Source organism: Tatumella sp. UBA2305 (assembly GCF_002345795.1).
Classification (GTDB): Bacteria; Pseudomonadota; Gammaproteobacteria; order Enterobacterales; family Enterobacteriaceae; genus Tatumella; species Tatumella morbirosei.
Map to the genome: position 1 here is coordinate 301,111 of NZ_DDVT01000015.1, position 26,558 is coordinate 327,668.

Consider the following 26,558-nt stretch of genomic DNA (forward strand, 5'->3'; position numbering starts at 1 on the left):
GGACAAAATGGGTGTTATCACCGGATATTTATGATCAATCTGTGCGCTGATCATTTTCGTCAGGGCATTGTAAGGATAGACTGCGTCAGTCAGAATAATTACAGGATTGTTACATTTTGAAAAGATCACTTTATTGCCTCAGCGCCCTCATATCAGCGTGCTTCTCAGGCCAGGTTCTGGCTGAAAATACTCCACTCACTGTCGGAGCTTCTGTTTTGTATATGCAGTCGCCTTACCACGGAGGACAGAACCGGTATTACCCGTTTCCTTTGGTGAACTATGAAGGGGATCACTTCTTTATCTCTGGTTGGCAGGCCGGCTACTATCTGTGGAAAGATAATAGTGATCAGTTGTCTCTGATTATCACCAGTTCAGGCCAGGAATATCGCCCTAAAAAGAATGATTTCAGTGGTATGCGGCGACTGGATAAACGCCATCTTACCATGATGGCAGGGGGAATGTGGCGGCATACTGCAGACTGGGGGGTAGTTAAAACCTCGCTGGTGGGTGATGTGCTGGGTGAAAGTAATGGCATGATCTGGACTACCGACTGGCACTATCCACTCACCCTGGGCGGCTTTACTGTGAATCCGGGGGTTGGACTGAGCTGGAATAGTGCACGTGAAACTGGCTATTACTACGGAGTTTCACAGGATGAATCTTCCCGCTCGGGTATTGCAGCCTATCATTCCGGTGACAGCTGGAATCCGTACGCCGAAGTAAGCGCGGTGTATCCATTGTCCAGCCGTTGGCAACTGGGAGTCGGAGGCCGTTACCAGTGGTTTGACAGCGCAGTGAAAGACAGCCCGATGGTTTCTAAATCCGGACAGGTGATGGTCTGGAGTGGGGTCAGTTATACATTCTGACAAGTTGCACTAAAAAGGGGTCTTAACCGCCCCTTTTTAGTCACAGGTGTTCAGTTTTGGTGCAACACCAGATAACTGGATTCAGAGGTGTTTCGAGACCCGCAGAGTTACACCTAACCGACCCGGGAGATCAGTTTTACTGACCAGAGGGGTGGTAATACGAGCCGTTTCGACACAGACCATCGTTTTATACCCGTCATTAGCCATATCCGACATGCTACATGAGAGTTCAGGGCCCGGATTCCAGGTGACAACGTCACTTTTATGGTGGTGATAAACCTCAAGCTGCCGCTTACCGTGGCGGTCAGTAATGACATTACAGTCATCTGCGGCAGTAAAAATCCGATCGACCCGGTCAGGATAAGTCTGTTCTGTGGTCTGCTGACCGGCGGCATTATCGGTTACTTTATCAATAAAGGGTTGTCCCAGCCCACTGACAGAAACCCCGGTAATATCATCAACCTGGAAGTAGCTGTGCAGGGCGGCGGTCGATTCAAATTCCCCGTGAGCTTCCAGTTCGATTTCACAATGGCTACTCAGCCTGAAACGGGCAATTAATGAAAATTCATGCGGCCACAATTTCAGGGTCTGAGGGGTATGCTTTAGTCCAAAGGTTAAAATGACACCTTGCTCGTTTTCATCGTGTGCCAGCAATGTCCATGGAAGAGTGCGGGCAAACCCATGCGCAGGTTGTCCGGCAGGACCAAACCAGGGCCAGCATACAGGAACGCCGCCGCGCAGCGCTTTTCCTTCCCGGAAAGCGGTTTCACTGCTCAGCCAGATGACTGGTTTCTCATCAGCGGGTTGCCAGGAGATAAGATGTGCCCCCTGCAGGGCAATCACAGCATGAACTTTGGGATGATTAATCACTATCAGCGGTAGCTGATCTTTCTGACGCTGAGAAATATAAGGGGTGATCTGACGGATTACCGGCAGTTTGTATAATGAGTCCTGCATCTTCTCACCTCAAAAATGGTTACCCTGACATTGAAAAGGGCGACCGAAGTCGCCCGTGGCTGTATCTGTAATCACAAATATCAGAATTATTTAGCGGCAACCAGCGCAATCAGATCCAGAACTTTATGTGAGTAGCCAGTTTCGTTGTCATACCAGGAAACCAGTTTCACAAATTTGTCGTTCAGAGCGATACCTGCTTTCGCATCAAAGACAGAAGTCAGTGACTCACCGTTAAAATCGGTGGAAACAACGTCGTCTTCGGTATAGCCAAGAACGCCTTTCATTGGACCCTGAGCCGCGGCTTTAATTGCATCTTTAATCTGCTCATAAGTGGCAGATTTTTCCAGGCGAACAGTCAGGTCAACCACAGAAACGTTAGGAGTAGGTACACGCAGTGACATACCTGTCAGTTTACCGTTCAGTTCTGGCAGAACTTTGCCGACAGCTTTAGCGGCACCAGTAGATGAAGGGATGATGTTCTGAGAAGCGCCACGACCACCACGCCAGTCTTTATGAGACGGACCATCAACGGTTTTCTGAGTGGCGGTGGTTGCGTGAACTGTAGTCATCAGACCTTCAACGATACCGAAGTTATCATTGATGACTTTAGCCAGTGGTGCCAGGCAGTTGGTGGTACAGGAAGCGTTAGAAACGATATCCTGGCCGGCATATTTGTCGAAGTTAGCACCACGAACAAACATTGGGGTATCATCTTTAGAAGGACCGGTCAGGACCACTTTTTTGGCACCAGCAGCGATATGCTTACGTGCTGTTTCGTCTGTCAGGAAGATCCCGGTCGCTTCTGCAACGACATCCACACCTACTTCGTCCCACTTCAGGTTCGCCGGGTCTCTTTCGCTGGTAACACGGATTTTTTTACCGTTAACAATCAGTGCACCGTCTTTTACTTCAACAGTACCGTCAAACCGGCCATGAGTGGAGTCATATTTCAGCATGTAAGCCATGTAATCCGCGTCGAGCAAGTCGTTGATTGCAACGATCTCGATATCTGAACGCTGTTGCGCAGCGCGAAAAACAACACGACCGATACGGCCAAAACCGTTAATACCTACTTTGATAGTCATATATTCCACCAGCTATTGGTTATTGAATAAAAGGTTGGCTGTAAAATTACAAAAACCGCTTTCGGCGTCAAGCTTAATCGTGTCAATTGTTGTGGCAGATCAATCCCCGAACCTGCTTTCACCTGTCGGAGAATGATAATTATGCTTAATCAAATGTGTAGCTGTTGCAGCCACCCAAACTGGAAAAAGTAGATTGCAGTCACAGTTTCAAATAACACTTATCGTATTTCTGCTGTCAGCACGAAATGCCAGCCCCGTTTTGTTGCCTGTTTGTTATAATACGCCTTATTTAGCTTTGTTAACAGTCAATGGATACAGCATGTCGTCAGAGAATAAAAACGGAAATTCTGCGGGATTTACCCTTACTGAAATGCAACAGTATGTGACTCAACAACGTGGAACTGAACCGCCATTTAGCGGGGCTCTGCTGCATAATAAACAGGCAGGGGTTTACCATTGTCTGGTATGTAATGCTCCGCTGTTTTATTCTGACAGTAAATATGACTCAGGATGTGGCTGGCCAAGCTTCTATGAGCCGGTGTCGGACAGTGCGATACACTATATTGAAGATAATTCTCATGGTATGCATCGCACGGAGATTCGTTGTGGCAACTGTGATTCTCACCTTGGGCATGTCTTCCCTGATGGTCCGCAACCGACCGGAGAGCGTTACTGTGTGAATTCTGCATCACTAAATTTTACCGATCCTCAGGGCAAAGTGATTCCGGGATAACCGATGAATAATACTCTTCAGACTTTACTGGCCGGTATGACTCCGGAAGTGTATCAGCGTCTTGCCACGGCAAGCGAAACAGGGAAATGGCCGGATGGTGTGGCGTTAACGCCTGAACAACGGGAGCATACCTTACAGTTGGTAATGCTGTGGCAGGCACAGCATAATGATGATCCGGACCATATGACCATCAGTAAAGACGGTGATATGGTGATTAAAACCAAACAACAGCTCAGGCAGGAGTTTGGTATTGATGATGACACAGTCCGGCTGAATCTTAACTGAGTGCACCACAAAAATGGCCGGCACGGTGGCCGGCTAACTCAGTTACTTCTTAATCTGGAGTTAATTCACCGCGTAAATTCTGCTGCATTAATGCCCGAATCTCTTGCGCGTTATAACCGGCAGTCAGCAGGTAGTGTAGTTTGGTTAACGTCGCTTCAACGGTCAGGTCATAACCACTGATCACTCCGGCATTTTCCAGCGCGTTTCCTGTAGCATAGCCTCCCATATTCACCTTGCCCGAAATGCATTGTGTCAGATTAACTACCACGATACCGCGTTGTGAAGCTTGTTGGAGTTCATTCAGAAACTCCGGATTTTGCGGTGCGTTACCGACACCGTATGAACGGAGAATCAGAGCTTTCACTGGCTGACGCAGGAAGTTACGTACCACTTCGGCCGAAATCCCCGGATAGAGCGTCACCACACCGACAGGCTGTGGTTCAATCTTATGCACTTTCAACGGACCCATTGCGGCAGGGGCCGGCGGTGTGTTTAGCCGACGAATATGGATGCCGGCTTCCAGTAACGGTGTGAGGTTAGGTGAGGCAAAGGCATTAAACCCATCAGCATGAGCTTTAGTGGTCCTGTTACCCCGGTACAGAGTGTTATTAAAGAATAACGACACTTCATTGACAGGATAGTTAGCCGCTACGAATAGTGCATTCAATAAGTTTTGTTGACCATCAGATCGTAGTTCAGCCAGGGGAATCTGTGACCCTGTCACAATAACTGGCTTACCGAGGTTTTCCAGCATGAACGACAAGGCTGAGGCGGTAAATGCCATGGTATCGGTGCCGTGCAGAATAACGAAGCCATCATAACGTTCATAATTTTGCCGGATATCATCAGCAATGACCTGCCAGTCCCCGGGCGTCATATCTGAAGAGTCCATTAATGGCTGATATTCATGGATAGTAAAATCCGGCATTTCAGAACGGTGGAATTCGGGCATGTTCAACACCTGCTGCTGCAGGTGCCCGGACACCGGCACATAGCCATGAGCTGAGCGTTGCATACCAATGGTTCCGCCTGTATAGGCGACATAAATATTTTTTTTCTGCATGGGCATCTGGTTCGGTAGTTTTAATCAGGAGACTGAATGGCGGCAGTATAAAAGCAATTGCAGGGAAAAGCAGCCTGAACAAGGTTCAGGCTGCATATTTTTAATTTAATACACCACAGTTCATGCAGTAAGCATAACGGTTCTGAGGATCGGCAGTGTTGCCTGTCAGGCCCGGTTGCTTCTGGATATCGCTCATCACTTCGACCAGTGGGGCCGGCAGCAAGGCTTTAACGCTCACCGGTAACACCGCACTGACTGAAGCGCTCATCTGGTCCAGCACCTGGTCAAAGAAAGATGGCTGTTCCTGATACCAGTCGAGAACTGGCGTCGTGACATGTGCCAGCTCTGCGGCTTTACTGACTGCATCGTCAAAGTCACCTAACTCATCCACCAGACCATTAGCTTTTGCATCAGTTCCGGTCCAGACATGTCCCTGCGCAATCTGGTCTATCTGTTGCGGAGTTTTATGTCTGGATTCGGCAACCAGATTCAGGAAGTTGCGGTAACCATTTTCGATGCTGATTTGCATCATTTGTTGCACCTGGTCAGGCAAGGCTTTGGTTGTTGAGACATCTGCAAGCGGCGATGTCGAAACACCATCGGTATGCACACCAATGGTGCTCAGTGAGTTTTCGATAGTGTTAATTACCCCGAAAATCCCGATAGAGCCAGTCAGTGTGGTTGGGCTGGCGATGATGTAACTGCCAGGCGTGGAAATCCAGTAGCCGCCGGAGGCTGCAAGGCCGCCCATCGATACCACGACTGGCTTGCCGGCAGTTTTGGCGGCCATGAGTTCCTCACGAATTGCCTCAGAAGCCGTAACACTTCCCCCCGGGCTATTTACCCGCAGGATAATCGCTTTAATATCTTTGTTCAGGCGTGCGGCACGAATCTGCGACACCGTGGTATCACTGCCGACATTTCCAGCGCTGGCCTCTCCATCGGTGATTGCTCCGTTAGCGACAATCACTGCGATATTACCTTGCTGGCCCGCATGGGGATCTTTAACCGGGTAATTATAGATACTGACATTCCGGTAATCTTTGGCCTGAGGGTCCCAGCCAAATTTCTTGATCAGGGTCTGGTCAACTGCTGCACGAGTCTGTAAACCATCGACCAGTTTGGTGTTCAGCGCATAGGTAGCAGTATTACCGTCGTCAGCCTTCAGGGCTGCAATCAGGTTATCAGCTCCCGGGAAAACCTGCTGCGGAGTAATATTGCGATTGGCGGCCACGGTAGACAGGTAACTATCCCATAACTGGTTAATCCAACGATTGTCAGCATCTTTCGCCGCAGGCGACATATCATCACGCAGGAAAGGCTCAACCGCAGATTTATAAGTCCCGACACGGAACACATGAGAAGAAACTTTCAGCGTATCGAGCAGGGTTTTAAAATACAGGCTATTAGTCGCCATCCCGTGAATATCTACCGCGCCTTGTGGCGATAAATAGATGGTATTGGCAAAACTGGCCAGATAGTACTGAGCCTGGCTAAAATTATCACCATAGGCATAGACAGGTTTACCTTTATCCCGAAATTCCTGCAATGCCTTGCCGATGTAACGTAATGAAGGTTGGTCACCTCCGGCAAAATTGCTCAGGTCAAGCACGATACCGGTAATTTTGTTGTCATCTTTCGCCTGGCGAATAGCATCAACAATATCGAATACAGAGTTTTGTTGCAGAGTTTCACTCCGGCTGCCAATGATTTCACGGCCAATTTTACTAAGACGGTTATTGGCGGAAGGCTGATCAACAATGGTCCCATCCAGATCAATTTTTAACGCGCCGCCTGTCAGGGTCTTCGCTGAGCCGGAGGAACCACCGCTGACCTGCAACCAGATACCTACACCGACCACAATCAGTAATAGAAGGAACAGGTTGAGAATGAATTCCCTGATAAAATTCAAGACCCGCCAGACAACTGAGAACAGCCTGACGATGAATCGCCCCAATGTGCGCATAATTTCTCCATTAATTTATCTGCAGGCTAATCTTTTGCCTGAGTTCTGATCATTCAGGCATCATCCTAAAGAGCACTGCTCTAAATGTCAGCAGGAAATCTCCGGCAGACTGTTACAAATGTCGTTGTTATGCCAGACTGAGCACTATTCATCGCGATATCAGGGGGATTTATGGACGCACTGGAATTGTTACTGCAACGCCGCTCTGCGGGAAGACTCACTGAACCTGCTCCACAGGGTGACGTATTGAAACATATTCTGCAGGCTGGGTTACGGGCTCCGGATCACGGTGCACTTAAGCCATGGCATTTTGTTATTGTTGAACAGGAAGGCCGCGAGCGTTTTAGTCAGTTGCTTTCTTCGGCTGCAATAAAAGAGGGCCAGGATGACAAAGCTATTGAAAAAGCCAGAAGTGCCCCTTTCAGGGCTCCGTTAATTATTACTGTCATTGCCCGCTGTGAAGAACATCCGAAGGTGCCAGAGTGGGAGCAGGTGGTGTCTGCCGGTTGTGCGGTGATGGCTATGCAGATGGCAGCGCAGGCTCAGGGTTATAATGGTATCTGGCGTAGTGGAGCCTGGACTGAAAGCGAGAGTGTGCGTGAAGCATTTGGTTGCAGGAGCCAGGACAAAATTGTTGGTTTTCTGTATCTGGGAACGCCACAATTAAAAGCACCGCCCGTAGCAGCAGAGGATACTGCTGCTTTTGTCAGTTATTTCTGACAGATAAACCTCGCGGAATCTGGCACTATTCCGGCAGTTTCGCTGCTGTGTCACCGGCACCCGGTCACCCCTGGTCCGGTGAACACTCAACTCCGGACCTGACAGATATGATGTACAGCCACCCGACTGAAAGGAATATCGCGGTTAATGCGTTTGTTTATTGCCGAAAAGCCTAGTCTCGCCCGGGCTATTGCTGATGTGTTACCTAAACCGCACCGACGCGGTCAGGGATTTATTGCCTGTGGAAATAATCAGGTGGTGACCTGGTGTGTTGGCCATCTGCTGGAGCAGGCGCAGCCTGAAAATTATGATCCGCGCTTTGCCCGCTGGTCACTTGCCGATTTACCGATAGTTCCGGAGAAATGGCTACTTAAGCCGCGCCCGGAAGTGGCTAAACAATTACGGGTGATAGAAGAACTCCTTCAGCAAGCGACGCAGGTGGTTCATGCGGGTGACCCGGACCGCGAAGGTCAGTTGCTTGTTGATGAAGTGCTGGATTACCTGAAGCTGAGTGGTGATAAAAAAGCAACGGTACAACGTTGTCTGATCAACGATCTTAATCCTCAGGCAGTAGAACGTGCCATAGAAAAATTACGCGAAAACCGTGATTTTATCCCGTTATGTGTTTCTGCTCTGGCCAGAGCCAGGGCTGACTGGCTCTATGGTATTAATATGACACGGGCTTATACCCTGTTTGGCCGCAATGCGGGGTACAACGGGGTATTGTCGGTTGGCAGAGTGCAGACACCGGTGCTTGGGCTGGTGGTGCGGCGTGATGAAGAGATTGCTAATTTCGTCGCCAAAGATTTTTTTGAAGTCAGGGCTCATATTCTGGCCGATAATGAGCAGCGCTTTACCGCATTATGGGTACCCAGTGATGCCTGTGAATCCTGGCAGGATGAAGAAGGCCGGTTGCTTAACCGCTCACTGGCAGACCATGTCTGTAAACGTATCGCGGGTCAACCAGCACTGGTCACCGGTTATCAGGATAAGCGCGAATCAGAGATTGCTCCGTTACCATTCTCTCTTTCCAGTCTGCAGATTGAAGCGGCACGACGCTTTGGACTGAGCGCGCAGAATGTACTGGATGTCTGCCAGAAACTCTATGAAACGCATAAACTTATCACTTATCCGCGTTCTGATTGTCGTTATTTACCTGAGGAGCACTTTGCCGGGCGTCATGCTGTCATGGAGGCAATTGGCACTCATTTACCTCAGCAGAGGTTACCTGAAGAACTTAATCCGGATTTACGTAACCGCTGTTGGGATAATAAAAAAGTGGATGCCCATCACGCGATTATTCCAACTGCACGTCGCAGTAATACCCGTCTGACGGAAAATGAACAGAATATTTATGGGCTGATTGCCCGCCAGTATCTGATGCAATTTTGTCCTGAAGCTATATACCGAAAATGTGTCATTGAACTGGAAATCGCCGGGGGAAAATTTGTCGCTAAAGCCCGTTTTCTTTCCGTTTCTGGCTGGCGGGTACTGTTGGGCGCTAAAGAACGAGATGAGGAAAATGACGGGACACCATTGCCTGAAGTAAAAAAAGGCCAGCAATTACTGAGTGAGAAGGGTGAAGTGGTGGAAAAGAAAACTCAGCCACCTCGCTACTTTACTGATGCTACGTTATTGTCGGCCATGACTGGTATTGCACGTTTTGTTCAGGATAAAGCGCTAAAGAAAGTACTGAGAGAGACCGATGGTTTAGGGACAGAGGCGACCCGGGCCGGAATCATCGAGCTTCTGTTCAAACGTGGCTTTCTTGAGAAGAAAGGACGTTATATTCATTCGACGGCTGTCGGAAAAGCGTTGATTCATGCGCTTCCTCAGCCTGCAGCGAGTCCGGATATGACTGCGCACTGGGAATCGATGCTCACCAGTATCAGTGAGAAAAACTTTCGTTACCAGGATTTTATGCATCCGCTGGTGGAGACATTGCACACTCTGATAGGTGAAGCAAGACGAGCACCACCAGTTCAAATTTTAAGGCAGCTGCCTGCAGCTCCACGCAAAGGGGCGGCTAAAAGGAAGAAAAAACCTGTCACGGAGGAATAACTATGCGTTTTCTACTGCTGATAACCGCCGGTTTCTGTTCTTTTTCAGCATTTTGTTCGCTGCATACCGGAAGTGGAGGCGCGGTCCGACTGGATGTCGATCCCGGTCAGGTTTTGACGGCGAGGAATTATAGCCGTACCGGCTGGCAGGATAGTAACCGCCTGTGTTGGTATAATAATCAGCGTTACTCTGAAGGAGCAGTGATTAACGCCGGTCCTGTGATAATGCAGTGTGGCCGCGACCGGAATATTACCGGAACGATGCCTTTGATCTGGAAACCGCTGAACCGTTAAGGCTCAGCGATATTACGGCAAATTGTTCAGAGTTTGAACTCAGCCCAGACAGGAGCATGGTCAGAAGGTTTTTCCATGCTGCGGATATCATAGTCAATTCCGGTAGCGATACATCTGGAGGCCAGAGGCTGGCTGGCCAGCAGTAGGTCGATTCGTAATCCGCGGTTATCGTCGAAACCTTTTGAACGGTAGTCAAACCAGGAGAAGCGATCTTCCACCAGTGGATTGGCCGCGCGCCATGTATCCGTGAGGCCCCAGCCTAACAGCTTATCCATCCATTCACGTTCTTCCGGAAGGAATGAGCATTTTCCGGTTCTTAACCAACGTTTACGGTTGTCTTCACCAATTCCAATGTCGCTATCAGTACAACTGATATTCATATCCCCCATAATCAACACCGGATTATCAGGGTTGAGTTGAGTTTCCAGATGATTTTGTAAATCCTGATAAAATTTATCTTTAGCCGGGAATTTCACCGGATGGTCACGGCTTTCACCCTGTGGGAAATATCCGTTAATTACTGTTATGTTACCGATGGGAGAAGGAATATCAGCCATGATAATCCGCCGTTGGGCATCTTCATCATCAGTCAGGAAACCGCGTTGTACGTTAACCGGTTCGGCTTTCGTCAGTAACGCAACACCGTAATGGCCTTTCTGACCATGGAAGAAAACGTGGTAACCAAGTTTCTGAACTTCTTCCAGAGGAAACATATCATCGTGGACTTTAGTTTCCTGTAATCCGATAACATCCGGCTGAAGGTTTTCGACCAGTGCAGCTAGCTGGTGTGGGCGAGCTCTGAGTCCATTGATATTGAAAGAAACAAATTTCATATTTTTACCAGTGTCATAGAAGTTAACCGCGATGGTAGCGATTTTTTTTATGAATGTCACCGCAGGCAAGGGCAGGGATATCGATTGGGCAATTCAGGAAAAAGAGTATTCCCGACCGGGGAGTATGTGGAAAATCTATAACAGATGAGGACGGGTGACCTGTACACTTATCTGAAATATCTGGCTGAGGTGCCATATTAAGAGGGTGGTGGGAGAAGGATGACTCGCCGTAACTGGCTCGCCCTGCGGGCCGTGCTGAAGCTCGTTGCCTCACGTTGTTCGGCTCAAACCTTGTCGAAGGTTCTCGTCCTTCTCTGTGAAGAGTCTGTAAGTTTATCTGGAATATCTGGCTGAAGTGCCACATTAAGATGGTGGTGGGAGAAGGATGACTCGCCGTAACCGGCTCGCCCTGCGGGCCGTGCTGAAGCACGTTGCCTCACGTTGTTCGGCTCAAACCTTATCGAAGGTTCTCGTCCTTCTCCATGGAGAATCTGCAAGCTTATCGGGAATGTCTGGCTGAAGTGCCATGTTAAGATGGTGGTGGGAGAAGGATTCGAACCTTCGAAGTCTGTGACGGCAGATTTACAGTCTGCTCCCTTTGGCCGCTCGGGAATCCCACCTTATTGTGATGCTCTGTAACCTGTCAGAGCGGGGTGCATATTAACAGAACTTCTGAGTGTGTAAACAGGCAAAACGGATATTTTTCATCGTTTGCCTGTTTTTTACACGGTAAATTAATGACATGCGTATTTTGCAGTCAGTTTTTACAGAATAATGGTTCGGTTTCCATAAACAAATACCCGTTGTGCCAGCACTTTATCCAGAGCGCGGCTAAGGGCATTCTTCTCTACATCTCGTCCTGCACGCATCATATCGTCAGCAGTGAAACTGTGATCAACATGAATAACGTCCTGCATAATGATTGGACCTTCATCCAGGTTATCATTTACATAGTGTGCAGTCGCACCAATGATCTTCACTCCGCGCTCGTAGGCCTGATGGTAGGGGCGGGCGCCGATAAAGGCAGGCAGAAAAGAGTGATGAATATTAATGATCTGGTTGGGAAACCGTTTGACAAATTCGGGGGTGAGAACACGCATGTATTTTGCAAGGACAACGTAGTCAGGCTGATAACGTTCAATCTCATCAGCCATACGCATATCGTGGTCTTCGCGGGTCAGTCCCTCATGGCTGAGCAGCACAAATGGGATATCAAACCTTTCTACCAGCGAACGCAGGGTTTCATGATTACCAATTACTGCGGCAATTTCCATATCCAGACCGCCAAAGGTACTTTTCATCAATAGATCGCCAAGACAATGAGCTTCTTTGGTCACCATTATGACGACACGGCGGCGTCCCGCAGGTTGCAGTTCACGTACCGATCCGCCAGGTAGTGCACTGTCTAAATCTGCCAGCAACGTCGTATCGTTAAAAATGCCTTCCAGCTCGGTACGCATAAAAAAACGGCCGGTACGATGGTCGACGAATTCATTATTCTGGACAATATTCAGTTCGTGCTTGTAACAAATATTGGTAATTTTAGCGATGAGTCCTTTAGCATCAGGACAGATGGTTCGTAAAACTTTTCTCTGTAACGTCTGGGCTTGCATTGTACGCATTATCCTGTCGAATCTAATTTCTGTCGTGCAAATGTGGCTAAATTGCTACTGACCACAACATTTTTTATATTTCCTGCCAGAACCGCAAGGGCAGGTATCGTTTCTGCCCGCCTGCAGATGAACGCCATCAATATAATACCAGTGTTGTTCTTCTCTGATAAAGCGGGACCGTTCGTAAATCGCAGAAGTTTGATTTTTTTCGCAATATCGGGCAAAAAAAGTAACAAATGCCTCCTGACTATTATTATTATAGTCGTGTGAGATAACGTTCAGTCCCAGCCAGTCTGTCCCGGACAGATGAGTGGAAATAAGCGCTTCAAGTTCGGGACTTCGCTGTGATTTATGCCAGGTTTCGACCAGCCACAAGACATCTCCGCGCTGATAAGCAGTGTAGCGGGAACGCATCAGTGATTCAGCGTCCGGTGCAATATGAGTTCCGCTGATATACTGGCCACAACAGTCGTTATAGCTCTGCTGGCTTCCGCAAGGACAGGGTTCGCTGGGCACTGTGTCTCCGTTAAATTCTAAAAATGGGTAACGCTTTTTTGCGGCCTGAATCGGTTAATTCAGGCTGACATGTGAAAGGCCGAGGATGAACTATACTATACAAAAGCCGCAGATTCTCTTACTGACAAAAGTTCATAAGGACAGGATTCAGTGCTTAAGACTGTTGGGTATCTATTCCTGCAGAGACGAACTTGATAACTCTGAGAAGAAGAACAGGTATTTTTAATGAGTAACCCATTGTCCGGTAAAAATATTTTAGTCGTTGAAGATGAAGTCGTCTTCTCTTCGTTGATTTGTGGTTTTGTTGAGAGTTTAGGCGGTAACACTTTGCCAGCCAGAGACGGTAAAGCTGCGCTTAATCTGATAGACCACTACCCGGTGGATCTGGTCATTTGCGATCTCAACATGCCAGTGATGCGAGGCGATGAATTTGTTCAGCAACTTCGTATCCGTGGCAATGCCCTCCCGGTCGTCATTATTACTGCCAGTGAAGATGTATCAGAAATTGCTGGCATGTTACGGCTGGGGGTACAGGATGTATTACTGAAACCACTTGACGACATGGAGCGGGTTAGGGATGTTATTCTGGAATGCCTCTATCCTTCTATGTTTGCCTCCAAGGTTAAAGAAGATGAACAACTCTTCGATAGTTGGGATGATCTTATACAGCAACCCGATAAAGCTGTCAGGCTGATTAAACAGCTACAGCCACCCATTCGCCAGTCTTTAGCGAACACACAGGTGAATTACCGTCAACTGACCTGCACAGGGGACCCCGGCTTAGTATTTGACATAGCTGCGCTTTCGGATTATCAGCTTGGTTTCTATATCCTTGATGTCACCCGCTCAGGTGATAATGGTATTATGGCGGCGCTATTGTTGCGGGTTATGTTTAATGAATTATTGCAGAAACAAATCGCTGATAACCATCAGCAGTTACCTGAGCTCAATACTGTGCTTCATGATATCAACAGATTACTTCAGGATGCAGGAATGACAGGGCAGTTTCCTCTACTGGTAGGTTATTATAACCAGGCCCAGCACCAGCTGTTACTTGTTCCGGCAGGTTTACACACTGTCATTTCAATTGATGGTATCAGGCTTGAATTGGATACGGGTATCCCGCTGGGAACTTTTGAACATATACATGCCACACAGCACAGTTTTTCTCTGAAAGCATGCGATTGTAGTATCAGCGGATCCGGAGGAAACCTGAAACTAATGCTCGGTGCAAATGATCAGTTTTCATAAACAATAATTATGTAAGTTTCTTACCTGGCAGAGTAAATTACGGGTTAGTATAATTCCTAAATTACCTGTGATTACGCTTTCAGGCGCAATCCGGGGGCGATCAACTGATATACTGTGGCTGTTAAAAACAAAAAATCCTATGGGCAATACTTGCCCACCAGTGAGGTAATTTGATGTCTGCTTATAAATCAAAAGTAAAAAAAGCGGTAATTCCGGTCGCGGGATTAGGAACCCGTATGTTGCCGGCAACCAAGGCCATTCCAAAAGAGATGCTGCCTCTGGTTGATAAGCCGTTGATCCAGTATGTGGTGAACGAATGTATTGCTGCCGGTATTCATGAAATTATTCTGGTCACACACTCTTCTAAAAACTCTATTGAAAACCACTTCGATACCAGCTTCGAATTAGAAGCTATGCTGGAAAAACGAGTTAAACGTCAGTTACTTGATGAAATTCAAAGCATCTGTCCTCCACACGTTACCATTATGCAGGTGCGTCAGGGCGTTGCAAAAGGGCTGGGACATGCAGTGATGTGTGCACATCCACTGGTAGGAGATGAACCTTTTGCGGTTATCCTGCCAGATGTGATCATCGATGAATATGAATCGAATCTGCAACAGGAGAATCTGGCAGAGATGATACACCGGTTTGATGAAACCGGTCGCAGCCAGATCATGGTTGAGCCGGTAGCTGATGTCACCGCCTACGGTGTGGTTGACTGTCAGGGAATCGAGCTGCAACCCGGCCAGAGTGCACCAATGGTCGGTGTGGTTGAAAAGCCAAAAGCCACTGAAGCACCTTCTAACCTTGCGGTTGTGGGTCGCTACGTACTTTCTGAGCATATCTGGCCGCTGCTGGCTAAAACGCCTCCGGGAGCCGGTGGCGAAGTACAGTTAACTGATTCCATTGCGATGTTGATGGAAAAAGAGACTGTAGAAGCGTATCACCTCAAGGGCCTCAGCCATGACTGTGGCAACAAGCTGGGTTACATGCAGGCATTTGTCGAATACGGTGTGCGCCACCCGGTGTTGGGCGAAGATTTTAAAAACTGGTTAAATAAAACGGTAAGCTGATATGCCGCCAGGTGCTCAGATCGCAGAGCCCCCCTGTAGTTAAATGACATCAGTTTAAGGTATTCAGGGTCATGCCATTGTGTATGACCTTTTTTTTAGTGGCAAAGACCTGAGTGGTATAAATGACAGATAGCTAAAATAATCGGTGATAATTGCGCCCTGACACCTGTATCATTCTGACAGAAGTAATGACGGGATTGATAACAGCCATATATATGTAAGCTGAAAAGAGGCAAAAATGAACTATCTGGTGACAGGCGCAGCAGGGTTTATTGGTTTTACTGTCTGCCGGCGTTTGCTGGAAGCAGGGTACCATGTTGTAGGCATCGATAATCTGAATGATTATTATGATGTCCGGCTAAAACAGGACCGGGCAGAATTACTCAAGGCTTTCCCCTGCTTTACTTTTGAGCAGGTTGATATAGTCGACAAAGCCGGGATGGAGTCATTATTCAGCCGTTATTCTTTTCAGCGAGTCATTCATCTGGCTGCGCAGGCTGGTGTTCGCTATTCACTGGAAAATCCGCATGCTTATGTGGATTCAAATGTTGTCGGGCATCTCAATGTCCTGGAAGGCTGTCGACTTTATAAAATTGAGCATCTGCTCTACGCCAGCTCAAGTTCAGTCTATGGTTTAAACCGTAAACTGCCATTTTCCACTGAAGACAGCGTGGATCATCCGGTCTCTTTATATGCAGCAACCAAAAAGGCTAATGAACTGATGAGCCATAGTTATTCTCATCTATATCAGCTACCCGTGACCGGCTTACGCTTTTTTACGGTGTATGGCCCCTGGGGGCGTCCTGACATGGCGTTGTTTACATTTACCCGCGCCATGCTGGCAGGTAAAGCTATTGATGTTTATAACTATGGGAAAATGCAACGTGATTTCACATATATTGATGATATCGTTGAAGCAATTTTTCATCTACAAGATAAAATTCCACAATCCGACCCATACTGGACGGTAGAAAACGGTTCTGCAGCGAAAAGTTCTGCACCCTACAGTATCTATAATATTGGTAACAGTCAGCCGGTTGCTCTGATGGATTACATCACTGCACTGGAAGAGGCATTAGGAATTACGGCCAAAAAGAATATGTTACCGTTGCAGGCTGGGGATGTTTTGGATACCAGCGCAGACACTGCCGGGTTATATAACCTGATCAATTTTAAGCCTCATACTTCGGTACGAGAAGGGGTCAGGAAGTTTGTTAGCTGGTACAGAGACTATTATAAGGTATGAAAAAAAAGGAGGGTATTCACCCTCCTGTAATGTTACCGGCTAACCGGTTTCAGTAAGAACTTACCGGAGAATGAAAACTAACCTGTCAGTTTAAAGAGCAAAGTCTTCCAGGTTTTTGCCGTCTGATTCAATGGCTTTTCTGATGACTGCCGGAGTACGCCCCTGACCAGTCCAGGTACGAATTTCTCCGGCCTCATCAGTATACTGATATTTGGCTGGGCGTGCGGCACGACGTGCTTTAACCGCAGGTTTAGCAGCAGCAACGGCCTGTAGGAGTTCATTAGGGTCAATACCGTCAGCAATCAGCATTTCACGATATTGTTCCAGTTTAAGTAAACGCTCTGAATTTTGTGCAGCAGCCTGAGATTCTTCTTCACGACGTTCATTAACGATAACTTCAAACTTCTCAAGCATCTCTTCCAGAGTTTCAATAGTATATTCTCTGGCCTGCGCACGAAGTGTACGAATATTATTCAACGATTTAATCGCATCGCTCATTGTCCGGATCTCACAATTAATTGGTTATTATGCAGAAGATTATAATCATAGTCTGAGGTAAAATTTACTGCAACTAATAACTATGGCATTATTGACAAATTAATTTAGCTGTTACTTTAGAACAAAACAGATAACTGCTGTCAAAATAACAGGCAAGTGTTAAATATTCGCAATGGAAATGCCTAAAATACAGATATATCTGACAATGCTCATTTTGTATGCATTGGATATGTCGGGATGACACTTATTACTTTGTACTTCAGAGAGCAATTGATATGGCACAGCTTTACTTTTATTACTCTGCAATGAATGCAGGGAAATCCACTTCATTACTGCAATCATCGTATAACTATCATGAACGCGGAATGAAAACGGTCATTTATACTGCCGAAATCGATAACCGGTTTGGAAAAGGTAAAGTCAGCTCCAGAATAGGATTATCTTCTGACGCCAGACTTTACAACCCACAAACGGATATTGGGGATGATATTCACAGGATACACGAAGACACCCGCCTGCATTGTGTTTTGGTTGATGAGAGCCAGTTTCTTACCCGCCAGCAGGTGAAAGCGCTCACATGGGTGACCGATTTTCTTGATATTCCTGTCCTGTGTTATGGATTACGTACGGATTTTCGTGGCGAGTTATTCGAAGGCAGCCAGTATCTTCTTTCCTGGGCAGACAAACTGGTGGAACTAAAAACCATTTGTCACTGTGGCAGAAAGGCCAGTATGGTACTGCGTCTTGATGCACAGGGAGTCCCGTTCAGACAAGGGGAACAGGTCGTTATTGGCGGAAATGAAAGTTATATCTCAGTGTGCCGCAAACACTACTGGCAAGCGATTGAAGAAAATGATCTCAGTGCGATACATGGCGCGGGGTATAATACTTAAGGCATTCAGGCTTAGGTAAACCCGCCAGAGATATGGCGGGTTTTGTAAGGATTATTTCACTTTCTTTTTAGCCCGGGGTGCGGCCGCAGGTTTTTCAGTTTCTGAAGGTTGTGAATCTCCTTCGTTAAATTCGCGCCCATAGAAACTGTCCAGCATGATCTGTTTTAATTCTGCAATTAAAGGATAACGCGGGTTAGCTCCGGTACACTGATCATCGAAGGCATCTTCAGCCAGCTTGTCAATTTTGGCCAGAAAATCACTTTCCTGAACGCCTGCTTCCCGAATAGATTTTGGAATCCCCAGATCAGTTTTAAGTTCATCCAGCCATCTCAACAGGGCTTTAATTTTAGCTGCAGTACGGTCCCCGGGCAGTCCTAAGCCGAGATGGTCTGCAATTTCAGCATACCTGCGCCGTGCCTGCGGGCGATCATACTGACTAAAAGCTGTCTGTTTGGTAGGGTTATCATTGGCGTTATAGCGAATAACATTCGAAATCAGCAGGGCATTGGCCAGACCATGTGGGATATGGAATTCAGAGCCAAGCTTATGTGCCATTGAATGACAAACCCCAAGGAAAGCATTGGCAAAAGCGATACCAGCAATTGTGGCTGCATTATGCACCCGCTCACGGGCGATTGGGTTTTTCGCGCCTTCATGGTAACTGGCAGGCAGGTTTTCTTTCAGTAATTTCAGAGCCTGCAGGGCCTGACCATCAGAATACTCATTAGCCAGTACAGAAACATAGGCTTCAAGTGCATGAGTGACTGCGTCCAGACCACCAAAAGCACACAGTGATTTTGGCATATCCATTACGAGGTTTGCATCGACAATCGCCATGTCCGGGGTCAGAGCATAATCTGCCAGTGGGTATTTTAGTCCGGTGGTATCATCTGTAACCACCGCAAAAGGTGTCACCTCAGATCCGGTACCAGATGTGGTAGTAATGGCTACGAGGCTGGCTTTGACACCCATTTTCGGGAACTTATAAATACGTTTGCGGATATCCATAAAACGCAGCGCCAGTTCTTCGAAGTGTGTCTCCGGATGTTCATACATCACCCACATAATTTTTGCTGCATCCATCGGAGAGCCACCACCTAAGGCGATAATGACATCCGGTTTAAAACTATGCATCTGAGCAGCACCCTTGCGCACGATACTCAGAGTTGGATCGGCTTCGACTTCAAAAAATATTTCAGTCTCCACGCCATGGGCTTTTAATACCCGGGTCACCTGGTCTGCGTAGCCGTTGTTAAACAGGAAACGGTCGGTGACAATAAATGCCCGTTTAGCGCCATCACCGGCAATCTCCTCCAGTGCAATCGGCAGTGAACCACGACGAAAATAGATGGATTTAGGAAGTTTATGCCACAACATATTTTCAGCCCGTTTAGCGACGGTTTTTTTATTGATCAGGTGTTTAGGCCCGACGTTTTCAGAAATTGAGTTCCCTCCCCACGAGCCACAGCCCAACGTCAGGGAAGGGGCCAGTTTGAAGTTATATAAATCGCCGATCCCCCCTTGTGACGCGGGGGTGTTAATCAGTATCCTGGCGGTTTTCATTTTTTCGCCAAACAATTTGACCCGTTCAGGTTGATTATCCTGATCGGTATACAGGCAGGAGGTATGGCCGATACCGCCCATTTCTACCAGTTTTTCTGCTTTCAGAAGTGCATCATTAAAGTCCTTTGCATGATACATGGCGAGAGTGGGCGACAATTTTTCATGAGCAAAGGGTTCTGACTCATCAATAACACTGACTTCACCAATCAATATTTTGGTATCTGCTGGCACGTTGATACCTGCCATTTCGGCAATTTTTGTTGCAGGCTGACCTACAATTGCCGCATTGAGTCCACCATTTTTCAGAATGATGTTCTGTACAGCCTTGAGTTCACTGCCCTGAAGCAGGTAGCCACCATGACTGGAAAAACGCTCACGTACGGCGTCGTAAACAGAATCATCGACAATCACTGATTGTTCAGATGCGCAAATGACCCCATTATCGAATGTTTTAGACATCAGGATAGAGGCAACCGCGCGTTTAATATCAGCGGTATCGTCGATAACCACCGGAGTGTTACCTGCACCTACTCCGATAGCTGGTTTTCCTGAACTGTAAGCCGCTTTCACCATTCCCGGGCCACCCGTAGCAAGTATCAGATTAATATCCGGGTGATGCATGAGTTGGTTGGATAACTCGACAGAAGGTTCATCTATCCATCCAATCAGGTCTTTAGGCGCACCGGCAGCAATGGCTGCTTGCAGAACGATATCTGCGGCTTTGTTAGTCGCATTTTTTGCCCGCGGGTGAGGGGAGAAGATAATACCGTTGCGGGTTTTCAAACTAATAAGCGCTTTGAAGATGGCAGTAGAGGTTGGGTTAGTGGTTGGGACAATACCGCAAATCAGACCGATGGGTTCAGCAATGGTGATGGTCCCAAAAGTGTCATCCGTTTCCAAGATACCGCAGGTTTTTTCGTCTTTGTAAGCGTTGTAGATGTATTCGGAGGCAAAATGATTTTTGATGACTTTATCTTCAATAATCCCCATTCCCGATTCCTCAACCGCCATTTTAGCCAACGGTATGCGGGCATCTGCGGCAGCCAGTGCGGCGGCCCGGAAGATTTTATCTACCTGCTCCTGAGTAAAATCTGCATACTGTTGTTGCGCATGTTTCACCCGGGCTACCAGCGCATTCAGTTCAACAACGTTTGTTACAGTCATGCTTATCTCCTGAAGGAAAATTAAACTTTTTTAGTAAACATACGTGTCAGATTTCTGCTGCTAACCGCCATTGCACGGTGCTTACTAAAAGAATCTCATATCAGCATGAAGTTATGAAGTCTGGTTGATAATAGATTACCGGGATGTTGCAAAGCGGGCACTGATGCAGATCAAATTATGCGCAAGCTGATACCATTCAGCTTTAGGGGAAGAGTGGTCCTATTTCATTATTGCTAAATAATGTTTATCTATGTGTTAATTTTCAGGAAAGATACAGACACAGAACAAGCAGATTGTTAAATCTGATTTATCGGGTTGAAAAATAGGAAGAGTCTAACAGTAACTCGTCGGAAGAGAACATTGATAAGCTCTCAGACTCTGGTATTGTTGAGTCTGATAGCAGTAAGGCGCAGCGGGACAGAGCAGGCAAAGAACTGGGGTGCCCAGGTGGGCACCCCTGTCTATTCACGCCACAGGATATGACAGAGTTTATGGTCCTTTTCACGACACAGCAGGACCCGCGCAAAGACATCGGTAATAGGTTCACCATCGGCTTCCCCTAAACCAATAACCACCTCGGCAAAAAAGTCGGGATTTAAATCGAAGTCGACATGTTCACTCCAGTCTTCTGACGGGTCGAATAATTCCGCACCACCACGCTCTTCGAACTGTAAATTAAACAGAATAATATCTGCCGGGTCGAGATTGTCTCCTGCCAGTTCGAGAAAAATGTCGTACGCCTGCTCCAGCGTTTCATCTTCAGTAAGACGATTATTAAGATCCATCATGAGCCTGTACTTTTGATAGTGTGTATGCGGCCTTTTTTACAGCAAAGGACTGAAGAAGTAAAACAGTCGTTCTACTATTCGGCGCCAATACGGCCGTTTTGCCCACTCTTTAGCGTCAAGCAATTCTGAGCGCTGAATATAGTCCTGTTGAACCAGTGAGACATCATTTCCAAAATCGATATCATCAATGACCAGTGTGACTTCAAAATTGAGCCACAGGCTTCTCATATCCAGGTTAACGGTACCCACCAGACTAAGTTCACCGTCGACCAGTACGCTTTTGGTATGCAGTAAACCGTCGGAGAACTGATAAATCTTAACCCCGGCGTCCAGAAGCTCGTTAAAGAAAGCGCGACTGGCCCAGCCAACCAACAGTGAATCATTTTTCTTTGGCACTATCAGACTGACATTAACCCCACGAAGTGCTGCAGTACAGATGGCGTGTAACAGGTCATCGCTGGGAACAAAGTAAGGTGTGGTCATCACCAGCTCTTCACGCGCTGAATAAATAGCTGTTAGCAGAGCCTGATGGATCATATCGTCGGGGAAGCCCGGGCCTGAAGCAATCACCTGAATAATATGCCCGCTGGCTTCTTCAAATGGCATCACAGCCTGATCAGGCTGCGGTGGCATGATGCGCTTACCGGTTTCAATCTCCCAGTCGCAGCAAAAGACAATTCCCAGAGTAATGGCGACAGGACCTTCCATTCGGGCCATCAGGTCAACCCACTGTCCCACGCCGGCATCTTGTTTGAAGAACCGCGGGTCAACCAGGTTCATACTTCCGGTGTAAGCAACCCGGTTATCAATCAGCACGATTTTACGATGCTGACGGAGATCCATTCGGCGCAGGAACACCCTGAACAGATTGACCTGTAAAGATTCAACCACCTCAATGCCGGCATCACGGAATTTCTTTGGCCACCCACTGCGGAAAAATGTCCTGCTACCGGCAGAGTCCAGCATTAGCCGGCAAAAAACTCCGCGCCTGGCGGCTTCAATAAAGGCCTGTGCCACTTCATCAGCCAGGCCGCCAGGCTGCCAGATATAAAACACCATCTCAATATTGTGCTGAGCGTTATTGACATCCCGAATCAGGGCATGCATGACGTCATCGGAACTGGTCAGTAATTCCAGTTGATTCCCTTTAACTCCGGGAATGCCGTGGCGGTGCTCACATAACCGGAAGATGGCGCTGGCAACATTGCTGGTACTGGTCGCGAAAATGTGTGAAGAGTTTTTTAATTCCACCATCCAGCGAGCGGTAGCAGGCCACATCGTTCTGGCGCGCTCCGCACGCCGTTTACCCAGATATAATTCACCAAAACTCAGGTAAGCAATAATTCCCACTAAGGGCAATATGTAGATGATAAGCAACCACACCATAGAAGAAGAAACAGTCCGGCGTTTCATCAGGATTCTGAGAGTGACGCTGGCGATTAATAGCCAGTAGCCAAACAATATCAACCCGTTAACCAGTGAATAAAAAATCGTCATTAAGTGGAAGTCCGGTTCACGCTTTCGTGATCTGAGTGTACGTTGAGTTGCGATATTGTAAAACCTTTTCTGAAACCGGCGTTGGATCCCGATATGAAGCGCGTATACTGGTTAGGTAATACTCAGGGGGAGAGAGTGATGAGAAGAAGCAGAAATGAAGTTGGACGCTGGAGAATGGCACGTCAGAGCAACCGGCGCAAAATCCGCTGGCTTGAAGCGCAATCCAGACGGTATACCCATATCAGGCTGATTAGGCATCAGTTGGCAAAACAACAGCGCAGATCATTATTATTTAAATTATCTGAAAGTAGTTGCCAGGCAAAACATTATTTCTGAAATCAAATCTCCGCTGCTGATACCTCAGTAGCGGAAATCTCAATGTTTTGCAAAAACTGCTCAGTACAGGGCCATAGAATCCGGCAATCCACATGACATACGCCAGCCAGATAATGACACCAGCACCCGGGAAGAATTTTGCGTTCATAATTCGGTCTCCGGAAGGCTTTTTTAATGTTAAACAGATTACGTAATTCAGTAAAAAATCCCGTAGACAGTGATATTAACCAGGAACAAACGTAGTTGTGAGTCACGAGAACTGATTGCCCGGGCGACGACTAGTGACTGAGTATTCCCTGGCCGACACAGGGAGGAACTGCAGTAACCATCAACAGTATCCAGGGAATGTTTTCAATCTTCCGCCAGCAGGGTAAAACAACCGCCAGATGTACCGGCATGTCGACAGCCTGAGAAGTATGGAATAAGGGAGATTTACAGAAAAAGGGCAGTGCCGGTGTACTCATGAGAGTACAGGCAGTGTACAAATAAAGGTTGAAAGGGCTAAATATCAGAATATTTACTTTGGCAAAGCGGTCATTGTCTCCTGTACGGCCGATGATTCACGATTGAATCCATTGCTGAAATCTCCGCATGAGGATTACATCCCCGGTATCGCAATATTAAAGCCCGAACAAAAAATATTTTGTACCTGATTGCATACCTTTCCTATTCATTGCCCGGGGGTTATTCATTCAACCAGTTATGTCTGAATAAATCTGTTTATTCTCAGAACACCCGTTTGAAGGGTTTTACAATGACGTTCTGATACACACCCGCAGCCACGTAAGGGTCATCATTGGCCCATGATTGTGCGACTTCAAGAGAAGGAAACTCTGCGATCACAGTAGAACCAGTAAATCCGGCGACACCTGGATCATTACTGTCGACTGCCGGCAGGGGGCCTGCAACGATCAGACGACCTTCATCCTGCAACAGTTGCAGGCGAGCCAGGTGAGCAGGGCGAACAGACAGACGTTTTTCGAGTGATTCCGGAAAATCTTCAGCGTAAATGACATATAACACGGTGATTCTCTCTTACGGCAAAAAGTTGAGAGCTCAAACTTATGCTAAGCGTGACATCAGTGCAAATAAAATGGCATAACTGAGTCAGGAATACGTATTGAAACTGATTGCTATTTGCATTTACAATGAGCTATCACTGAACTAACCAGACAGCTATGAGCACTTTGACTGAAGAATTTCCTAAACGTTTATCAATATCCATGCTGGTATCAGTCGCTTTACATGGTGCGGTAGTTGCCGGATTGTTGTATGCGTCATTTAATCAGGTCCTGAATGTGCCTACGCCTCAGGCTGCTATTAATGTTTCGATGGTCGCGCCGGAAGTTCAGACTCAGGCTGCAGTGAGTCAGCCACAGCCAGTGACTCAGCCTGTCACACCGCCACCGCAGGAGGTTCAGCCTCAGCCTGCTCCTGAGCCGGAACCTGCGCCGACGCCTGAGCTGGATAAACCGGTACCGATAGAAAAGCCTGAGCCCAAACCAAAACCTAAGCCTGAGGTTAAGAAACACCGCGAGGTGAAGAAAAAAGCGGTTAAGCCAAAACCTGTGGTGAAACATGAAGAAAAACCTACTGAGAACAGAGAAACGCTGACGGCTCAGCAGAAGGTCAATCCGGCAGACCAGACGAAAGCCCAGACGGCACCAGAAAAGTCTAAAACGGATCAGCAGAGCATTTCCCAGGGTAAACCACAGGCTGTCAGTATTACCAGTCCAAGCTATCCGGCACGAGCACTAGCCTTTCACCTTGAAGGACGGGTAAAGGTTCAGTTTGATGTGGATGCCAACGGTAATGTAGAGAATGCCCGGATCATCGAAGCCCAGCCCAAAAATATGTTCGATCGTGAGGTTAAGCAGGCAATGCGGCGCTGGCGTTATCAAAGCGGTAAGCCAGGTACGGGTCTGACAATGACGATTCTGTTTAAAATTGATGGCAGTTCATCCGTCGAATAACCGGCTGATTGACTAGTCCTGATATAGGTTGACAGTTTTCTGTCTGTAAAACGCCTGATGAACCTCATCAGGCGTTTTATATTTTAAGGGACTGATGTGGCCTCTCATGGTTATAGATAGCCACAGATTCTTCTACCATAGTCCGGGCCTGCGACAGGTCTGCCGGTCGACTCAGCAAAAATTCATTCTTAAGTATACCGTTTATCCGCTCAGCCGGCGCATTCTGATAGCAGTCATAACCGTCTGTCATTGAACAGGCTATCCCGTATCTCTTATGTACTGACTGATAAAGAGCTGAGCAGTATTGCAGACCCCGGTCGGAGTGATGTACCAGATGACCTGTTGTTTTTCTTTCTCTCAGAGCCTTTCTGAACGCTTTTACAACATTTTCAGTCTGCAGGTTTTCCCCCACATGGTAACCCATGATCTTTCTGGAACAGGCATCCGTAATCAGGCTCAGGTAGACCATTCCACTACGCAGCGGAAGATAAGTGATATCAGCTACCCACACCTGCTCCGGTTCAAGGGCTCTGACCTGGCCGGGACCCGGTTTCAACAGATTAGGGTGACGGTAGAAGTGATGACGGCTGTTGGTGGTTTTGTGATATGCCCGTTTCACAGGAACCAGAAGCCTGTGTTCACTCAGCAGGTCAAACAGACGGTCCCGACCGATACTCAGTGTTTTATCCGTCTGACTGTTCAGCAGATAGTGCAGTTTACGCGTGCCAATTCGTGGCTGACGGCACCGGATTCTGGCAACAAAATCAAGAATATGAACATTTCTGCTCTGTCTTTTTTGGCTTCTGGCATTGTCCTGGTACCATGACTGCCTGCTGTGCCTCAGAAACTGGCATGCACGTGTCACTGTTATTTTTGAGTCCTGGTTTTGCGTGAGGACCTGCCGGGCTGCTTTTTTACGATGCTCACTCCGTAATCATTTTTCAGCACATTGATAACTGATTCAAAAAACTCAGCTTTCTGATTCGCCAGCTTAAGCTGTTCTTCGAGTTCCATGATTCTTTGTTCGGGGGTCAGCGGTATATTTGTCAGGGCCACAGGCGTTTTCCTCTTAACCAGGTCAGGAAGTCCGGGACTCCAGTCAAGCCGGCCATACTTTCGCAGCCAGACAAGGACAGTGGAGCGCCCCTGGATACCATATCGCTGTTGAGCCTGTTTATAAGTCATTTGGCCTTTTTCGACCTGCTCAACAACAGCAATTTTAAAGGATAGAGGATAATCTCGTTGGGTGCGTTTGAACTCTGTCATTATCACGTTCTCCGGAATT

24 protein-coding genes, 1 tRNA gene, 2 other RNA genes and 1 pseudogene are annotated in these 26,558 nt (G+C 47.4%); 12 read left to right on the plus strand and 16 right to left on the minus strand.

Features of this window, described 5'->3' with window-relative positions:
* Positions 1–116 precede the first annotated feature (116 nt).
* A complete protein-coding gene (locus B3Z23_RS07780; protein WP_294906422.1) occupies positions 117–866 on the plus strand; it encodes a MipA/OmpV family protein in 750 nt (249 codons plus the stop codon).
* Between the two features lie 81 nt (positions 867–947).
* Here the strand turns inward: B3Z23_RS07780 and B3Z23_RS07785 are convergent, their stop codons facing one another.
* The gene (locus tag B3Z23_RS07785) at positions 948–1,823 is read right to left on the minus strand and encodes a D-hexose-6-phosphate mutarotase (protein WP_294906424.1); all 876 of its coding nucleotides are present in this window, start codon (positions 1,821–1,823) and stop codon (positions 948–950) included.
* An 86-nt stretch (positions 1,824–1,909) separates the two neighbouring features.
* The gene (gapA, locus tag B3Z23_RS07790; protein ID WP_038020825.1) at positions 1,910–2,908 is read right to left on the minus strand and encodes a glyceraldehyde-3-phosphate dehydrogenase; all 999 of its coding nucleotides are present in this window, start codon (positions 2,906–2,908) and stop codon (positions 1,910–1,912) included.
* Between the two features lie 319 nt (positions 2,909–3,227).
* Between gapA and msrB the strand changes: the two genes are divergently transcribed.
* Both msrB and B3Z23_RS07800 read left to right on the plus strand, forming a co-directional pair.
* Positions 3,228–3,641 carry a peptide-methionine (R)-S-oxide reductase MsrB gene (msrB, locus tag B3Z23_RS07795; protein WP_294906429.1) on the plus strand — a complete coding sequence of 138 codons (414 nt, stop codon included), beginning with the start codon at positions 3,228–3,230 and terminating at the stop codon, positions 3,639–3,641.
* A gap of 3 nt (positions 3,642–3,644) precedes the next feature.
* Complete coding sequence (locus B3Z23_RS07800) at positions 3,645–3,926, plus strand: YeaC family protein (RefSeq protein ID WP_294906432.1); 282 nt, start codon at positions 3,645–3,647, stop codon at positions 3,924–3,926.
* Between the two features lie 49 nt (positions 3,927–3,975).
* On the opposite strand, the gene ansA is transcribed toward B3Z23_RS07800, so the two are convergent.
* Positions 3,976–4,989 (minus strand): asparaginase, encoded by a 1,014-nt coding sequence (gene ansA / locus B3Z23_RS07805; protein WP_294906435.1) that lies wholly within the window; start codon positions 4,987–4,989, stop codon positions 3,976–3,978.
* Between the two features lie 100 nt (positions 4,990–5,089).
* Positions 5,090–6,955: a signal peptide peptidase SppA gene (gene sppA, locus B3Z23_RS07810; RefSeq protein ID WP_294906438.1), complete on the minus strand. Its 1,866-nt coding sequence runs from the start codon at positions 6,953–6,955 to the stop codon at positions 5,090–5,092.
* 171 nt (positions 6,956–7,126) lie between these two features.
* On the opposite strand from sppA, the gene B3Z23_RS07815 reads away from it, so the two are divergent.
* The 3 genes from B3Z23_RS07815 to B3Z23_RS07825 all read left to right on the plus strand — a co-directional run bounded on the left by B3Z23_RS07815 (position 7,127) and on the right by B3Z23_RS07825 (position 10,029).
* The gene (locus B3Z23_RS07815) at positions 7,127–7,675 is read left to right on the plus strand and encodes an NAD(P)H nitroreductase (RefSeq protein WP_294906440.1); all 549 of its coding nucleotides are present in this window, start codon (positions 7,127–7,129) and stop codon (positions 7,673–7,675) included.
* Between the two features lie 147 nt (positions 7,676–7,822).
* Positions 7,823–9,736 carry a DNA topoisomerase III gene (locus tag B3Z23_RS07820; protein ID WP_294906443.1) on the plus strand — a complete coding sequence of 638 codons (1,914 nt, stop codon included), beginning with the start codon at positions 7,823–7,825 and terminating at the stop codon, positions 9,734–9,736.
* Positions 9,737–9,738: 2 nt separating this feature from the next.
* On the plus strand, positions 9,739–10,029 hold the full coding sequence (locus B3Z23_RS07825; protein WP_294906445.1) for a DUF1496 domain-containing protein: 291 nt from the start codon (positions 9,739–9,741) through the stop codon (positions 10,027–10,029).
* A 26-nt stretch (positions 10,030–10,055) separates the two neighbouring features.
* On the opposite strand, the gene xthA is transcribed toward B3Z23_RS07825, so the two are convergent.
* The 6 genes from xthA to B3Z23_RS07855 all read right to left on the minus strand — a co-directional run bounded on the left by xthA (position 10,056) and on the right by B3Z23_RS07855 (position 12,991).
* The gene (xthA, locus tag B3Z23_RS07830; protein ID WP_294906447.1) at positions 10,056–10,862 is read right to left on the minus strand and encodes an exodeoxyribonuclease III; all 807 of its coding nucleotides are present in this window, start codon (positions 10,860–10,862) and stop codon (positions 10,056–10,058) included.
* 203 nt (positions 10,863–11,065) lie between these two features.
* Positions 11,066–11,191, minus strand: a non-coding RNA gene (locus tag B3Z23_RS07835) — RtT sRNA.
* 40 nt (positions 11,192–11,231) lie between these two features.
* A non-coding RNA gene (locus tag B3Z23_RS07840) (RtT sRNA) lies at positions 11,232–11,357 on the minus strand.
* Positions 11,358–11,397: 40 nt separating this feature from the next.
* Positions 11,398–11,482, minus strand: a tRNA-Tyr gene (locus B3Z23_RS07845).
* A gap of 144 nt (positions 11,483–11,626) precedes the next feature.
* Positions 11,627–12,475 (minus strand): formyltetrahydrofolate deformylase, encoded by an 849-nt coding sequence (gene purU / locus B3Z23_RS07850; RefSeq protein WP_294907669.1) that lies wholly within the window; start codon positions 12,473–12,475, stop codon positions 11,627–11,629.
* Between the two features lie 54 nt (positions 12,476–12,529).
* Entirely contained in the window at positions 12,530–12,991 is a 462-nt protein-coding gene (locus B3Z23_RS07855) for a YchJ family protein (protein WP_294906450.1), read from the minus strand.
* A gap of 225 nt (positions 12,992–13,216) precedes the next feature.
* On the opposite strand from B3Z23_RS07855, the gene rssB reads away from it, so the two are divergent.
* The 3 genes from rssB (at position 13,217) to B3Z23_RS07870 (ending at position 16,561) form a co-directional block, all read left to right on the plus strand.
* Complete coding sequence (gene rssB / locus B3Z23_RS07860; RefSeq protein WP_294906453.1) at positions 13,217–14,242, plus strand: two-component system response regulator RssB; 1,026 nt, start codon at positions 13,217–13,219, stop codon at positions 14,240–14,242.
* A 173-nt stretch (positions 14,243–14,415) separates the two neighbouring features.
* Positions 14,416–15,315 (plus strand): UTP--glucose-1-phosphate uridylyltransferase GalU, encoded by a 900-nt coding sequence (gene galU / locus B3Z23_RS07865; protein ID WP_294906456.1) that lies wholly within the window; start codon positions 14,416–14,418, stop codon positions 15,313–15,315.
* 238 nt (positions 15,316–15,553) lie between these two features.
* Positions 15,554–16,561 carry an NAD-dependent epimerase gene (locus B3Z23_RS07870; protein WP_294906459.1) on the plus strand — a complete coding sequence of 336 codons (1,008 nt, stop codon included), beginning with the start codon at positions 15,554–15,556 and terminating at the stop codon, positions 16,559–16,561.
* A 90-nt stretch (positions 16,562–16,651) separates the two neighbouring features.
* On the opposite strand, the gene hns is transcribed toward B3Z23_RS07870, so the two are convergent.
* Positions 16,652–17,059, minus strand: coding sequence for a histone-like nucleoid-structuring protein H-NS (hns, locus tag B3Z23_RS07875; protein ID WP_294906462.1), 408 nt, complete (start codon positions 17,057–17,059; stop codon positions 16,652–16,654).
* 275 nt (positions 17,060–17,334) lie between these two features.
* On the opposite strand from hns, the gene B3Z23_RS07880 reads away from it, so the two are divergent.
* Positions 17,335–17,952, plus strand: a complete 618-nt coding sequence (locus tag B3Z23_RS07880) for a thymidine kinase (RefSeq protein WP_294906465.1) — start codon at positions 17,335–17,337, stop codon at positions 17,950–17,952.
* Between the two features lie 51 nt (positions 17,953–18,003).
* On the opposite strand, the gene adhE is transcribed toward B3Z23_RS07880, so the two are convergent.
* The 3 genes from adhE to cls form a co-directional block, all read right to left on the minus strand.
* Entirely contained in the window at positions 18,004–20,679 is a 2,676-nt protein-coding gene (gene adhE / locus B3Z23_RS07885; protein WP_294906468.1) for a bifunctional acetaldehyde-CoA/alcohol dehydrogenase, read from the minus strand.
* Between the two features lie 461 nt (positions 20,680–21,140).
* Positions 21,141–21,464: an HI1450 family dsDNA-mimic protein gene (locus B3Z23_RS07890; RefSeq protein WP_038020805.1), complete on the minus strand. Its 324-nt coding sequence runs from the start codon at positions 21,462–21,464 to the stop codon at positions 21,141–21,143.
* A gap of 39 nt (positions 21,465–21,503) precedes the next feature.
* The gene (cls, locus tag B3Z23_RS07895; protein WP_294906471.1) at positions 21,504–22,964 is read right to left on the minus strand and encodes a cardiolipin synthase; all 1,461 of its coding nucleotides are present in this window, start codon (positions 22,962–22,964) and stop codon (positions 21,504–21,506) included.
* 138 nt (positions 22,965–23,102) lie between these two features.
* Here cls and B3Z23_RS07900 point away from each other — a divergent pair, with 138 nt between their 5' ends.
* The gene (locus B3Z23_RS07900) at positions 23,103–23,300 is read left to right on the plus strand and encodes a YciY family protein (protein ID WP_294906473.1); all 198 of its coding nucleotides are present in this window, start codon (positions 23,103–23,105) and stop codon (positions 23,298–23,300) included.
* 726 nt (positions 23,301–24,026) lie between these two features.
* On the opposite strand, the gene B3Z23_RS07905 is transcribed toward B3Z23_RS07900, so the two are convergent.
* The gene (locus tag B3Z23_RS07905) at positions 24,027–24,323 is read right to left on the minus strand and encodes a YciI family protein (protein ID WP_294906476.1); all 297 of its coding nucleotides are present in this window, start codon (positions 24,321–24,323) and stop codon (positions 24,027–24,029) included.
* A gap of 155 nt (positions 24,324–24,478) precedes the next feature.
* Here B3Z23_RS07905 and B3Z23_RS07910 point away from each other — a divergent pair, with 155 nt between their 5' ends.
* On the plus strand, positions 24,479–25,273 hold the full coding sequence (locus B3Z23_RS07910; protein WP_294906479.1) for an energy transducer TonB: 795 nt from the start codon (positions 24,479–24,481) through the stop codon (positions 25,271–25,273).
* 12 nt (positions 25,274–25,285) lie between these two features.
* Here B3Z23_RS07910 and B3Z23_RS07915 read toward each other — a convergent pair.
* Positions 25,286–26,542: pseudogene (locus B3Z23_RS07915) on the minus strand (IS3 family transposase).
* Between the last annotated feature and the right edge of the window lie 16 nt (positions 26,543–26,558).

Bases quoted from the DNA above. Each gene is read 5' to 3' on its own strand.
- adhE (WP_294906468.1), bottom strand. From the start codon at position 20,679: ATGACTGTAACAAACGTTGTTGAACTGAATGCGCTGGTAGCCCGGGTG.
- gapA (WP_038020825.1), bottom strand. From the start codon at position 2,908: ATGACTATCAAAGTAGGTATTAACGGTTTTGGCCGTATCGGTCGTGTT.
- purU (WP_294907669.1), bottom strand. From the start codon at position 12,475: ATGCAAGCCCAGACGTTACAGAGAAAAGTTTTACGAACCATCTGTCCT.
- hns (WP_294906462.1), bottom strand. From the start codon at position 17,059: ATGAGCGATGCGATTAAATCGTTGAATAATATTCGTACACTTCGTGCG.
- B3Z23_RS07910 (WP_294906479.1), top strand. From the start codon at position 24,479: ATGAGCACTTTGACTGAAGAATTTCCTAAACGTTTATCAATATCCATG.
- rssB (WP_294906453.1), top strand. From the start codon at position 13,217: ATGAGTAACCCATTGTCCGGTAAAAATATTTTAGTCGTTGAAGATGAA.
- sppA (WP_294906438.1), bottom strand. From the start codon at position 6,955: ATGCGCACATTGGGGCGATTCATCGTCAGGCTGTTCTCAGTTGTCTGG.
- cls (WP_294906471.1), bottom strand. From the start codon at position 22,964: ATGACGATTTTTTATTCACTGGTTAACGGGTTGATATTGTTTGGCTAC.
- B3Z23_RS07825 (WP_294906445.1), top strand. From the start codon at position 9,739: ATGCGTTTTCTACTGCTGATAACCGCCGGTTTCTGTTCTTTTTCAGCA.
- xthA (WP_294906447.1), bottom strand. From the start codon at position 10,862: ATGAAATTTGTTTCTTTCAATATCAATGGACTCAGAGCTCGCCCACAC.
- msrB (WP_294906429.1), top strand. From the start codon at position 3,228: ATGTCGTCAGAGAATAAAAACGGAAATTCTGCGGGATTTACCCTTACT.
- galU (WP_294906456.1), top strand. From the start codon at position 14,416: ATGTCTGCTTATAAATCAAAAGTAAAAAAAGCGGTAATTCCGGTCGCG.
- B3Z23_RS07900 (WP_294906473.1), top strand. From the start codon at position 23,103: ATGAGAAGAAGCAGAAATGAAGTTGGACGCTGGAGAATGGCACGTCAG.
- ansA (WP_294906435.1), bottom strand. From the start codon at position 4,989: ATGCAGAAAAAAAATATTTATGTCGCCTATACAGGCGGAACCATTGGT.
- B3Z23_RS07800 (WP_294906432.1), top strand. From the start codon at position 3,645: ATGAATAATACTCTTCAGACTTTACTGGCCGGTATGACTCCGGAAGTG.
- B3Z23_RS07870 (WP_294906459.1), top strand. From the start codon at position 15,554: ATGAACTATCTGGTGACAGGCGCAGCAGGGTTTATTGGTTTTACTGTC.
- B3Z23_RS07820 (WP_294906443.1), top strand. From the start codon at position 7,823: ATGCGTTTGTTTATTGCCGAAAAGCCTAGTCTCGCCCGGGCTATTGCT.
- B3Z23_RS07785 (WP_294906424.1), bottom strand. From the start codon at position 1,823: ATGCAGGACTCATTATACAAACTGCCGGTAATCCGTCAGATCACCCCT.
- B3Z23_RS07890 (WP_038020805.1), bottom strand. From the start codon at position 21,464: ATGGATCTTAATAATCGTCTTACTGAAGATGAAACGCTGGAGCAGGCG.
- B3Z23_RS07815 (WP_294906440.1), top strand. From the start codon at position 7,127: ATGGACGCACTGGAATTGTTACTGCAACGCCGCTCTGCGGGAAGACTC.
- B3Z23_RS07880 (WP_294906465.1), top strand. From the start codon at position 17,335: ATGGCACAGCTTTACTTTTATTACTCTGCAATGAATGCAGGGAAATCC.